We start from the raw sequence: 12,335 nt of genomic DNA on the forward strand, positions 1-12,335 counted from the left end.
GCGAGGAAGGCGATGCTGCATTTCGAGGATTTCGTCGTTGGCGAGAGCGTCCGTACCCACAGCATCGCCGTCTCGCAGGATGATCTCGTCGCCTTCGCCTCGCGCTACGACGCACAGGACTTCCATGTCGATCCGGAGGCGGCCAGCACCAGTTTCGTCGGCCGGCTAATCGGGTCCGGCTGGCACAGCTGCGCCCTGCTGATGCGCCTGATCGCCGAGGACTTCCTGCTGGATTCCACCGGCATGGGCGCGCCGGGCATCGACGAGGTGAAGTGGCTGCGCCCGCTGCTGCCGGGCCAGGCCGTCAGCGCCCGACGAACCGTGCTCGAGACCAAGGCCTCGCGCTCGCGTCCCGAGATGGGGCTTGTGCGCTTCAAGCTCGAGCTGCTGGGCCAGGACGACGAGGCGATCCTGCTTCAGACGAACTGGATCATGTTCGGCCGCAAGGGCGGCGGTGCGCGTCCGCAGCCCAGGGGCGACTGGCTCGCGCACGGACCTCGCTACCAGCGCCCGCTCCCGGAAAGCCCGCTGGAAGCCCCTGCCGGGCCGGCCGAACCGACGCGCTTCTTCGAGGAGCTGGAGATCGGCCGCCGGCACGAACTCGGCAGCTTCGTCTTCACATCCGAAGAGATCGTCGCCTTCGCCCGCAGCTTCGACCCGCAGCCTTTCCATCTGGACGAGGCCGCTGCGCGCACCAGCCTGTTCGGAAGCCTCGCCGCATCGGGCTGGCATACCGCGGCGGTCTGGATGGCGACGATGGTGTCCCACCGCAAGCGCCAGCTCGCCGCGACCATCGGCCGGCCCGCACGCCTCGGCCCCTCGCCCGGTTTCAAGAACCTTCGCTGGTCGAAGCCGGTTCTCGCCGGCGACCGCATCACCTATTTCTCCGAGATCGCCGACAAGCGCCCCAGCGCCTCGCGCCCGGACTGGGGCCTGTTCTTCCACCGCAACACCGGCGTGAACCAGAACGGCGAAGAGGTCTTCAGCTTCGACGGCTGCGTGTTCGTGGAGCGCAAGCCCGGCTAGGCGTGATTCGCTCCGCGCATCCCTCGGAGCCTCAGGCCTCGCTGAAACCGCGCCAGTCCAGCAGCTCCCGCGAGAGGCCGGCCGTCTGGCTGTCGAGGGCCCGCATCGCCTCCTCGACCTGCTGCGAGGCGTGGTCGAGCGCGGTGACGCTGTCCTGGGTCAGAATGGCCTCGTGCCTCAGGCGCTCGAGAGCGGAGAGGATCGAACGTCCCTCCTCGAAGACGGTCCGCATATGGCTCGCGATGTCGGCGGAGACGCTGACATCGCGGCGCAGCTCCCCCGCCAACCGATCCGAGGCCTCGCCATCGGCAGCCAGGCTGGCCGAGAGAACGCCGATCTGCCCGGTGACGTCCTGGATCGCAGACCGGATCTTCAGGCTGCGCCCCTCGATGTCTTTCGTTGCTGCGGCAGTGCGACCGGCCAGGACCTTCACCTCGTTGGCCACCACGGCAAAGCCCCGGCCGGCCTCACCCGCCTTGGCGGCTTCGATCGTCGCATTGAGCGCCAGAAGGTTGATCTGGCCGGCGACCTGGCGGATCAGCGCGACGACGTCGTCGATGCCGGCCGCGTCAGCGTTCAGGCGAACGACGCGCTCCTCCATGCAGAGCGCTGCGGCGGCGGCCTGATCGCTGCGCTGGCCGATCGCGTCCAGATGCATGTGCACACGGTCGATCACTTCCGCGATCGCCTGCGATCGCCCCAGCACGGCGGAGCCCGCCGTTTCCAGCGATGCGGCGTGAAGTTCGGCGTCCTTCAGATAGGCAATGCTCTTGCCCGAAAGGCCGCTGACTGCATGCGTCGCATCGCGGATCGTCTGCGATGACGCCGCAACATGCGATCGAAGCCGATGCAGATCGCCTGCGAGCGCCGTGTTGAGCCGCTCCAGACGCGTCGCCCGCGCTAGCCGCATGGTTGCTTCCCGCTGCACGTCGTCCTGCAGAGCCCTCGCCTGCCGCTGGGTCTCCTGCAGGCTCGACAGGGCCGTAGCGACAACGCCGATCTCGTCCTTGCGGTGGGTGTGCGGGATCGTCACCCTCGCCTCGCCCTTGGCGATCCGGCCGATGATTCCGCTGAGCTCTCGCAACGGCCCGACGACGCGCAGCGTGAGGAACAGGACAAACACCAGCACGAGCGCCATCGAGCCTGCGCCGATCACCCAGATGCGTCGGGTGATGCCCTCGGCTTCGGCGATCGCTGTGGCCATCGGCTGGGTCACCTCGATCATGCCGCGCACATCCCCCACCTTCCAGGCCTTGAAGGGGGAATCCGGATGGGAGTTGTGGCAGTCGACGCAGCTCTGCGTCATGCGGTCGGCCACGGCGAGACGCAAGACAGAATGGTCGCCCTGGCCCTCGACACGCCAGAACGCCGCGCCAGCCTGCTTGGACACCGTATTCCACGCCTCTTCCTGAAAGGCATCGAACGGCTTGCGGCCGTGCCGGGACGGCCAGGGGAAAGGGCTGAGAAGCGCAAGCCTCGTATCCTTGCTGGACGCATATTGCGCGAAGTCGGCAAGGAACGTCGTCGGCGCCGGCACGGTGCGGTCGATCCCGATATAGCTCGGAGACACGGTCACCCCGGGCAACCCGGCGATCTTGGACAGCGTGTTATCCGAGTAGAAGCCGCGCAGTTTCAGCAGCTGCTCTGCGGTCACCAGCGCACGCTCGCGGACGGCTCTGATCTCTGTCGAGAGAATGAAGTCCGGAAGATAACGCACGACCGCGGCAATCACGAGCGCGCTCGCGACAGCCATCGGCAGCAGGATTGACCACAGCAACGAGCGGCGCCTGCTGGCGCCCGGTTCCACGCCTGGCGCCGCCAACGGCCTTATCATGATGTTGAACGAAAACACGGGATACGCTGCGAATTGACAGAAGCATCACCGTACCGTTCCCATGTTAACCGCCGGTAACGATAGGCTCGATTTTACCCATCGCCCTACGTCATCTATCGCAACCCGGCGAGTTTGACTTGGAGCAAACTCGGGCGCGCTCTGGATCGCGCAGGAAAAGGATTGACGCGCTGATGGGCCGGCGGCGACCCGACCTCTGAAACAAAATGCAGCGCTATGTCCCGCAGAACGTCGCCAGGACCCGCTCATGCTGCTGCGGTGGCGCCGCGTGGTCCTGATGGCCAGGCTGATCGTCGAAAGGCTTCGCGAGGACGGCAAGCAGGGTTTCGAAAGGGCCGAAATCGCCGCGCTCGACAGCCGCCTCCAGAGCCGTTTCGACACGGTGGTTGCGCGGGATGAACAACGGATTGACCCGGCGCATCGCGTCCCGGCGTTCCGCGCCGGATGCCTCCTCGCCCCTCAGCCTCTGCCGCCAGCGCGCCTCCCAGACATCGAATGCCTCCGGCTCCTGGAAAAGCTCCCGGCACGTCCCGCCCTGCACGAGCGCGGCATCGTCCGCCAGCCGTCGGAAGGTGAGGGTGAAATCCGCCTGACCCCGTTGCATCGCCTCGAGCAGGCCGCGCACCAGCGCCGCATCGTCTTCGCCCGCCGTCGCCATGCCGAGCTTGCGGCGAAAGCGGTCGAGCAGGACCGGCTGGAAGTGACCGCTGAAACGTCCCAGCGCCTCCTGTGCGAGTGAGACGGCGACATCCTGATTCTCATCGAGAAGCGGCAGCATCGCCTCGGCCAGCCGCGTCAGGTTCCACAACGTGATCGGTGGCTGGTTGCCATAGGCGTAGCGGCCACGCTCATCGATGGAACTGAACACCGTCGCGGGATCATAGCTGTCCATGAAGGCGCAAGGGCCGTAGTCGATGGTCTCGCCCGCGATCGACACGTTGTCCGTGTTCATCACCCCATGGATGAAGCCGAGCGTCATCCAATGCGCCACCAGGTTCGCCTGCGCCCCGATCACGGCGTCGAGCAGGCCGAGGTAAGGGCTCGAAGCCTGCGCTGCGGCCGGATAATGCCGCGCGATCACATGGTCGGCGAGCGCCCGGAGCCCTTCGACATCGCCGCGGGCCGCGAAATACTGGAAGGTGCCGATCCGGATATGGCTCGACGCGACACGCGTCAGGACCGCGCCGGGCAGCGCTGTCTCCCGCCTGACCGGCTGGCCGGTGGTCACGGCCGCGAGCGCTCGGGTGGTGCGAACGCCGAGGGCCGCCATGGCCTCGCTGACGATGTATTCGCGCAAGACCGGCCCCAGCGCCGCACGTCCGTCGCCATTGCGCGAGAACGGCGTGGGCCCCGAGCCCTTGAGCTGGATGTCGAAGCGCCGTCCGTCCAGCCCCAGGACCTCCCCGAGCAGGATCGCCCGGCCATCCCCGAGCTGCGGGCTGAAGCCGCCGAACTGATGCCCGGCATAGGCGGTGGCGATCGGGAAGGCGCCGCCGGGAATGGTATTGCCCGCGAGCATCGCGACACCCTCGGGGCTGCCCAGCCAGTCCGGATCGAGCCCGAGCTCGGCGGCCAACGCCCCGTTGAGCTTCACCAGCACCGGCGCCTTGACAGGCGTCGGGTCGAGCCGGGCGAAGAAGCGCTCCGGCAGGCGGGCATAGGAATTGTCGAATGCGATGGCGACCATCGCATGAAGATAGGGCCATCACGGACGATCGCAATGCGCGGCGCGCGCCCCGTCCGGGCCGGACCGTTTGCCGCTGCTCCGCTCAGCCCGTCCGCAACTGCGCCGGCGCCGGTGCCAGCGGCACGGCCGCGGTCTCGACCCGGTCGCGCCCCCGCCTCTTGGCCACGTAGAGGGCATCGTCGGCGGAGGCATAGAGCGCATCCCCGTCCAGCGGGCCACCGGCGCAGCAATGGCCGATCGAGACGGTCAGGCCGTGCAGGCGCGGGCTGAGACGGTGCCAGGGCTCTTGCGCGAAGGCACCTCTGACGGCCTCGGCCAGCAACAGCGCGGTCTCGGAGGCAGGACCGGGCAACAGCAGCCCGAACTCCTCGCCGCCGAGACGCGCGATGGTACAGCCCTGCGGGACGGGCAGCGCGCCGATCAGGCTTGCGACCTTCTTCAGGCAGGCGTCGCCCACGACATGGCCGAACTGGTCGTTGACGCCCTTGAAGTGATCCACATCGACGATCAGGAGCGCCAGCTTCTGCGCCCTGGCGGCTTCACCGGCGAGCACGTTCATGAAATGTCGGCGATTGGCCAGTCCGGTCAGCGCATCGGTCTGCGACAGCAGCCTGAGATCGGCATTGGCCCGGTGCAGCGCCTCCTGAGCCTGGAGCAGCTCGATATGCTGGCGCTTGCCCGATGTGATGTCGGCATGGATGAAACAGCCGATTCCCTCGACGCTGTGCCGCGAGAGCACGCGCCGCCAACGCCCGCCCGGCAGTTCCACCTCGAAGGGCGCACCGTCGTAACGCAGCCCGGCGCGGATCGTCGCGCGCCGGTCCGCGATCACCGCCTCGTCGCCCCAGGCCTCCGCAAGGACCTGGTCTAGTTTCTCGCCGACGATGACCCGGTTTTCGGCCAGGTCGTAAAGCTGCCGGAAGGCGTCGTTGGCCACGATGATGCGATCGTCGCCGTCGACGATGGTCGCCCCGTCCGGAATGAAGCGCAGGGCCTCGAAAACCGGCAGCATCGCATCTGTGAGGGCGACCACCTCGGCCCGCCTGTCGAGCGACTGCCAGAGGCGGACCCGCCCGCCGGATGGCGACGGCAGCGATGAGGCTCGCAGGCGCCGACCGCCGTGCAGGAACTCGAAAGGCTGCGTCTGATTGAGGTGACGAGCCACGCCTTCGGCGATGCAGCGCTCGATATCCGGCAGTTCGCCGGGCTCAAGACCGGCTGCGTAGAAGCGGCGCAGATTGTCGGCATAGGCCTCGCCGACGCGGATATGGCCTTCGTGCTCCGGGAAGAATCGGAGGAACGCGCTGTTCCAGCTCACGGCCCTGAGCTCGGCGTCATACTCGCATGCGCCGATCCCCAACATGTCCAGTGAATCGTGCAGATAGCGCGAAAGGATCATGCCACAGGTCTAGGCGGCAATGCTTAACGCTAAGTAAGATCACTGACCTGCAATCAATCGACCTTGCCGTAGCCGGCGAAGCGCGCAGCGACGCGCTGCATCTCCCCGTCGTCCAGGATCACAGGATCGAGCCCGGCCGCCAGCAGATCGAGATACTGCCCGGCGAGATTCTCCACCTCCGCGACGATCTGATGCGCCCCGGCCAACGAAGCGCCGAGCGCGATCACGCCGTGATTGGCGAGCAGCACCGCCTTGCGGCCCTCCAGGCCTTGGACCGCGTTCTCGGCCAGTTCCGGTGTGCCAAAGGTGGCGTAGTCGGCGCAGCGCACATCCGGCCCGCCGCACAGCGCGATCATATAATGGAATGCGGGGATTCCGCGCCGCGCGCAGGAGAGCGCGGTGGCGCGCGGCGAGTGGGTATGCACGATCGCCTGGGCATCCGGCCGGGCCCGGTAGATCGCGGTGTGGAAGGGCCATTCCGAGGAGGGCTTGCGCACGCCCGACAGGATGCGCCCGTCGAGCGAGAGGTGAATCAGGTCCTCCGGCGTCGTCTGCGCATAGGGCAGGCCCGAGGGCGTGATCAGCAAGTCGTCGCCGAGCCGGGCCGAGACATTGCCCGATTTCGACGGACAGTACCCGGCCCTGTCGATCGCCTGGGCGACCGCGACGATCTCCTCGCGCAAGGCTCGCTCGCTCATGCCGGCTGTCCTCGGGCCAGATCCGGAAACAGGCCCGCCAGCCCTTCGGAGCTGGCGGCGCAGACGCCGCGCTCCGTGATCAGGCCCGAGACCAGCCGCGCGGGCGTGACGTCGAAGGCGGGGTTGGCAGCCGCGCTGCCGGGCGCCATGACGCGCACCGCCCTCACCTCCCCGTCCTCGGCGAGACCCTGCACATGCGTGACCTCGCGCGCCGCGCGCTCCTCGATCGGAATCTGGCGCAGCCCGTCATCCATCGTCCAGTCTATGGTGGGGGACGGAAGCGCGACATAGAATGGCACGTCGTTGTCGCGGGCGCCGAGCGCCTTGAGATAGGTGCCGATCTTGTTGGCGACATCGCCGTTCGCCGTGGTGCGATCGGTTCCGACGATGACCATGTCGACCTGCCCGCGCTGCATCAGGTGTCCCCCGGCATTGTCGACGACGACAGTGTGGGGCACCCCATGGGCACCGAGCTCGTAGGCGGTCAGCGCGCCGCCCTGGTTGCGCGGACGGGTTTCGTCCACCCAGACATGAACGGCGAGCCCGGCATCATGCGCGCGATAGATCGGGGCCAGCGCCGTGCCCCAATCCACCGTGGCGAGCCAGCCGGCATTGCAATGGGTCAGGATGTTCACCGCCTCGCCGGAGAGCTTGCGCGCGGCGACATCCCGGATCAGGGGCAGGCCATGCTCACCGATGGCGCTGCAGAGTGCGGCATCCTCGTCGCAGATCGCCGCCGCCTCGGCATAGGCGAGCGCAGCCCGGTCCGCAGCGGCGACCGGCAGCAGCACGCGGCGCATCCGCGCCAGGGCCCAGTGCAGATTGACAGCGGTCGGCCGGGTGCCGCCCATCAGCACCAGAGCAGCCTCCAGCGCCGCGTCGGAGGCGTCGGCGCGCATCGCCAGCGCGACCCCATAGGCCGCGGTCGCGCCGATCAGCGGAGCGCCGCGCACCACCATGTTGCGGATCGCGTCGGCCGCCTGCTCGGCGGAGCCCAGCGCCACGGTCTCGAAGCGGAAGGGCAGCCGCGTCTGGTCGATGACGACGACGCGCCAGCCATCCTGCGCCAGCCAGATCGTCCGGTAATGCTGGCCGTTGATCTTCATGCCGCGCTCAGTGCCCGCCGAAGGAAACCAGCGTCCGCACCGGCACGCCGAGCTTGCGGATGCGGTCGCCGCCACCGAGGTCGGGAAGATCGACGATGAAGCAGGCCGCGACCACTTCCGCCCCCAGCTCGGTCAGCAGCCTGACCGCGCCTTCCGCCGTGCCGCCCGTCGCGATGAGATCGTCCACCAGCAGCACCCGCTCGCCGGGCTGCACCGCGTCGCGATGCACCTCGATCTCGTCGGTTCCGTATTCCAGCGCGTAGGTGACGCGCAGCGTCTCGCCCGGCAGCTTGCCCTTCTTGCGGACCGGGACGAAGCCGGCGGAAAGCTGGTGTGCCACCGCCCCGCCGAGGATGAAGCCGCGCGCCTCGATGCCGGCGATCTTCGCGATCTTGAGCCCGGCGAAGGGCTGCACCAGCTCGTCCACAGCCCGCCGGAAGGCCCGCGCATCGCCCAGCAAGGTGGTGATGTCGCGGAAGACGATGCCGGGCTTCGGATAATCCGGGATGGCGCGGATCGTGTCGGCGAGATTCATGAGCTGAGGTCCGGAGGCAGGAGCGACTGCCTTGGTCGGACGATGCAGCGCCCTCGTCAAGGCCATCACCGTCACGCCTGCGCCAGCACCCGTCCTGCGACGGCGTCGAGCTTGGCGAGCAAGGCGGGGTCGCGGAAGCCCGGCGCCGTGATGATGGCGTTGTCGAGCGCGCGATGCGAGCCCGCCGGGCAGTCCTGCCGCTGCGCCGGGAAATCGGCCGCCAGCCTTGCCACGAGGCGCCGCGCCTTGTCGGCATTCTCGTGCATCACCTGGACGACGGAGGCGACGTCCACCACCCCGTGCAGCTCGTGCCAGCAGTCGAAATCGGTTACCATCGCGACGGTGGCGTAGGTGATCTCGGCCTCGCGGGCGAGCTTGGCTTCCGGCATCGCCGTCATGCCGATCAGGTCGAAGCCGAGCCCGCGATAGCTCATCGATTCGGCATAGGTCGAGAACTGCGGCCCCTCCATCGTCACAAGAGTGCCGCCACGCACGAAGGGCAGCTCCTCGGCCTGTGCGGCCTCGGCGATGCGGCTCTGAAGCGCCGGCCCGACAGGATGCGCAACCGAGACATGCGCGACGCAGCCCTTGCCGAAGAAGGAGCTGTCCCGGCGCACCGTGCGGTCGATGAACTGGTCGACCAGCACGAACAGGCCCGGATAGAGCTCCGCCTTGTAGGAGCCGCAGGCCGAGAGCGAGACCAGATCGGTGACGCCGGCCCGCTTCAGCACGTCGATATTGGCGCGGTAGTTGATGTCCGACGGCGAAAGCACATGCCCACGCCCGTGCCGGGGAAGGAAGACGATCTTTGTCTGGCCGATCCGGCCGATGCGGAGCGCGTCGGAAGGCTCGCCCCAGGGGCTCTCGATACGCTCCTCGCGGATGTCGGTCAGGCCCGGCAGATCGTAGATGCCCGACCCTCCGATGATTCCCAGAACGGCTTGGCTCATGTTCATATCCTTATGCGGGCGCGGACAGGATCATCCTTCGATGACGGTCACGCTACAGCGCGATCGTCCCCCGCCGCGCGGGCGCCAAAATGAAAAGGCCCCGTCGCCGGGGCCTTTTGGGGGGAATTGTCGGGCCGCTCAGTGCGTCGCCGATCCGTCCGGCATGCGGGCCCAGATCCGCTTCTTGCTGAAGTAGAGCAGGAAGGCGAAGATCACCAGGAACGGCATGAACCACAGCGCGATCCGCTTGCGCTGCTCCATATGCGGCTCGGCCATCCAGACCATGAAGGCCGAGACGTCGCGGGCATACTGGTCGATCGTCTCCGGCACCTGCGGCTGGCCGTCGGCTCCCTTTGGATATTCGACCTGCCCGTCATTGAGGGGCTTGGGCATCGCGATCAGATGGCCCGGCATGTACTTGTTCCAGTACTGGCCCGGCAGCAGCGTGGTGCCGGCCGGCGGCTCCTCATAGCCGACCATCAGGGCGTGAATATAGTCCGGCCCCTGCTCCTGGTACTGCGTGAAGATGTCGAAGACGAAGCGCGGGAAGCCGCGCTCATAGGTGCGCGCCTTGGCGAGAACCGAGAAGTCGGGCGGATAGGCGCCGCCATTGGCCGCGCGCGCCGCCTGCTCATTGGCGAAGGGCGAGGGGAAAGCATCGGCAGCCCGCCCCGGCCGGTCGAACATCTCGCCGGTCTCGTTCGGGCCGTCCTTGACCTGGTAGGTCGCGGCCAGCGCGTTGACCTGGCCGACCGTGAATTCCGGCCCGCCGGGCTGCGCCAGGTTGCGGAAGCGCACCAGGCTCGCCGCATGGCAGCTCGCGCAGACTTCCTTGTAGACCTTGTAGCCGCGCTGCAGCTGGGCACGGTCGAACTTCCCGACCGGGCCGGAGAAGCTCCAGCTCAGAGCCGGCGGCTCGACGCGTCCCTCGGCCGCGCGGACGGCCGTCAGCGACAGGGCGGAGGCCGCGAGGCCGGCGGCGAGGCCCGCCAGGGCCAGACGGAGAGAGGTTCTGCTCATGGTTCCGTCAGCCCTTGACGTTCGGTTCGGCAGTGGCGGCGCCCGCCATGCGGACGGCCGAGCCGCCCTTGGCGGAAGCCAGCACCGCATCGGCGATGGAGGTCGGCAGCGCCTTGGGCCGCTCGAAGAGACCCACGACGAAGAGCGCCACGAAGAAGCCGAAATACAGCACCGTGAAGATCTGCGAGGCGATGACGTATCCACCTTCCGGCGGCATCGCACCGAGATAGCCGAGGCCGATGCAGACGATGACCCAGACCCAGAACAACTGGCGCGCGATCGGCCGGTAGCTCATCGACTTGACCTTGGAGGTGTCGAGCCAGGGCAGGAAGGCGAGGATCACGATGGCGCCGCCCATGGCGAGCACGCCGCCGAGCTTGTCGGGGATGGCGCGCAGGATCGCGTAGAACGGCAGGAAGTACCATTCCGGAACGATGTGGGCGGGCGTCGCGGCGGGGTTCGCCGGGATGTAGTTGTCCGCATGGCCCATGAAGTTCGGCTGATAGAACACGAACCAGCCGAACACGATCATGAACACGACCATGCCGAGCACGTCCTTGATCGTCGCATAGGGCGTGAACGGCACGGTGTCCTTCTGGACGTTCTTCACCTCGACGCCGGTCGGGTTGTTCTGGCCGACATGGTGCAGCGCCCAGACGTGCAGGATCACAACGCCGAAGATCATGAACGGCAGCAGGTAGTGCAGCGAGAAGAAGCGGTTCAGGGTGGGATTGTCGACGGAGTAGCCGCCCCACAGATAGCTGACGATCACCTCGCCGATGACGGGCAATGCCGAGAACAGGTTGGTGATGACGGTCGCGCCCCAGAAGGACATCTGGCCCCAGGGCAGCACATAGCCCATGAAGGCGGTGGCCATCATCAGCAGGAAGATGACGACGCCGAGGATCCAGAGCACCTCGCGGGGGGCCTTGTACGAGCCGTAGTAGATGCCGCGGAAGATGTGCATGTAGACGGCGATGAAGAACATCGAGGCGCCGTTGGCGTGCAGGTAACGCAGCATCCAGCCATAGTTCACGTCGCGCATGATGTGCTCGACGGAGTTGAACGCCAGCAGCGAATTGGCGGTGTAGTGCATCGCCAGGACCACGCCGGTGATGATCTGCGCGACCAACATGAACACGAGGATGCCGCCGAAGGTCCACATGTAGTTCAGGTTCCGGGGAACCGGATAGGAGACCGCCGAGTCGTGAGCCAGCCGGATGATCGGCAGGCGGGCATCGAGCCAGCGTTCGAAGCCGCTCTTCGGGACGTAGGAGCTGTGACCACTCATGAAGAATGCCTCAAGGCTGTCTCATCTTGGCAGGAAAGCATCGAGCGCATCGCTCAGCCGATCTTGATCTTGGTGTCCGACGTGAAGGCATAGGGCGGCACCGGCAGGTTGAGCGGCGCCGGGCCCTTGCGGATGCGGCCGGAGGAATCGTAGTGCGAGCCGTGGCAGGGGCAGAACCAGCCGTCGAAATCGCCCTTCGGCTCGCCAGGTGCGGTGCCCAGAGGAATGCAGCCGAGATGGGTGCAGTTGCCGAAGACAACGAGGATCGGCTCGTGGCCGGCCTTGGTGCGCTGCTGGTCGGTCTGGGGGTCGCGCAGGGTCGCGACATCGACGGCCAGCGCCTCGTCGATCTCCTTCTTCGTCCGATGACGGACGAAGATCGGCTTGCCGCGCCAGAAGATCTTGATGGCCTGCCCTTCCGCGATCGGCGCCAGGTCGACATCGACCGGCGCGCCGGCCGCGATGGTCTGCTGGTCGGGCGCGAGCTGGCTGATCAGCGGAACAACGATGGAGCCGGCCGCGACGGCACCAGCCGCACCGGTCGCCAGGAGCAGGAAGTCGCGGCGGGTTCCGCTCTTCGTATCGGTCGCGTGCGCCACGATCCAATCCCTCTTACACGTCTTGCGAGCTGGAACAGCTCGAATTCATCGCCATTCGCCCTCATAGGGGCGCGTCGCTCCAGCCGCAATGCGGCCGCGCGTCGCTCGGCTCTTTGACATGCAGATTGGACGAAGTCTACTGTCGCGAAAGCGTGATCGGCGCATGGCGCAC

Annotated in this window: 11 protein-coding genes; 1 reads left to right on the plus strand and 10 read right to left on the minus strand. The window is 67.3% G+C overall.

Annotated elements, in window-relative coordinates; all coding sequences use genetic code 11:
• The first annotated feature begins 12 nt into the window (after positions 1 to 12).
• Positions 13 to 1,026, plus strand: coding sequence for a MaoC family dehydratase (locus BW981_RS07090; protein WP_076437547.1), 1,014 nt, complete (start codon positions 13 to 15; stop codon positions 1,024 to 1,026).
• Positions 1,027 to 1,057: 31 nt separating this feature from the next.
• Here the strand turns inward: BW981_RS07090 and BW981_RS07095 are convergent, their stop codons facing one another.
• From BW981_RS07095 to petA, 10 genes are all read right to left on the minus strand, one after another.
• Positions 1,058 to 2,803, minus strand: coding sequence for a methyl-accepting chemotaxis protein (locus BW981_RS07095; protein ID WP_175624067.1), 1,746 nt, complete (start codon positions 2,801 to 2,803; stop codon positions 1,058 to 1,060).
• 289 nt (positions 2,804 to 3,092) lie between these two features.
• Complete coding sequence (locus BW981_RS07100; RefSeq protein WP_076437551.1) at positions 3,093 to 4,565, minus strand: protein adenylyltransferase SelO; 1,473 nt, start codon at positions 4,563 to 4,565, stop codon at positions 3,093 to 3,095.
• A gap of 82 nt (positions 4,566 to 4,647) precedes the next feature.
• A complete protein-coding gene (locus BW981_RS07105; RefSeq protein WP_076437552.1) occupies positions 4,648 to 5,964 on the minus strand; it encodes a sensor domain-containing diguanylate cyclase in 1,317 nt (438 codons plus the stop codon).
• A 53-nt stretch (positions 5,965 to 6,017) separates the two neighbouring features.
• Positions 6,018 to 6,662, minus strand: coding sequence for a class II aldolase/adducin family protein (locus BW981_RS07110; RefSeq protein ID WP_076437554.1), 645 nt, complete (start codon positions 6,660 to 6,662; stop codon positions 6,018 to 6,020).
• Positions 6,659 to 7,768 carry an S-methyl-5-thioribose-1-phosphate isomerase gene (gene mtnA, locus BW981_RS07115; protein WP_076437556.1) on the minus strand — a complete coding sequence of 370 codons (1,110 nt, stop codon included), beginning with the start codon at positions 7,766 to 7,768 and terminating at the stop codon, positions 6,659 to 6,661. The genes BW981_RS07110 and mtnA overlap by 4 nt, the downstream gene beginning before the upstream one ends.
• Before the next feature lie 7 nt (positions 7,769 to 7,775).
• Positions 7,776 to 8,303 carry an adenine phosphoribosyltransferase gene (locus BW981_RS07120; protein WP_076437557.1) on the minus strand — a complete coding sequence of 176 codons (528 nt, stop codon included), beginning with the start codon at positions 8,301 to 8,303 and terminating at the stop codon, positions 7,776 to 7,778.
• Between the two features lie 71 nt (positions 8,304 to 8,374).
• Positions 8,375 to 9,253, minus strand: a complete 879-nt coding sequence (locus BW981_RS07125; protein WP_076437809.1) for an S-methyl-5'-thioadenosine phosphorylase — start codon at positions 9,251 to 9,253, stop codon at positions 8,375 to 8,377.
• A 138-nt stretch (positions 9,254 to 9,391) separates the two neighbouring features.
• Complete coding sequence (locus BW981_RS07130; RefSeq protein ID WP_076437559.1) at positions 9,392 to 10,273, minus strand: cytochrome c1; 882 nt, start codon at positions 10,271 to 10,273, stop codon at positions 9,392 to 9,394.
• A 7-nt stretch (positions 10,274 to 10,280) separates the two neighbouring features.
• On the minus strand, positions 10,281 to 11,564 hold the full coding sequence (locus BW981_RS07135) for a cytochrome b (RefSeq protein WP_076437561.1): 1,284 nt from the start codon (positions 11,562 to 11,564) through the stop codon (positions 10,281 to 10,283).
• Between the two features lie 53 nt (positions 11,565 to 11,617).
• Positions 11,618 to 12,163 carry a ubiquinol-cytochrome c reductase iron-sulfur subunit gene (gene petA / locus BW981_RS07140; RefSeq protein WP_076437563.1) on the minus strand — a complete coding sequence of 182 codons (546 nt, stop codon included), beginning with the start codon at positions 12,161 to 12,163 and terminating at the stop codon, positions 11,618 to 11,620.
• Positions 12,164 to 12,335: the final 172 nt, after the last annotated feature.

Origin of the sequence: Allobosea sp. TND4EK4 (assembly GCF_900156025.1) — a bacterium.
Lineage (GTDB): Bacteria > Pseudomonadota > Alphaproteobacteria > Rhizobiales > Beijerinckiaceae > Allobosea.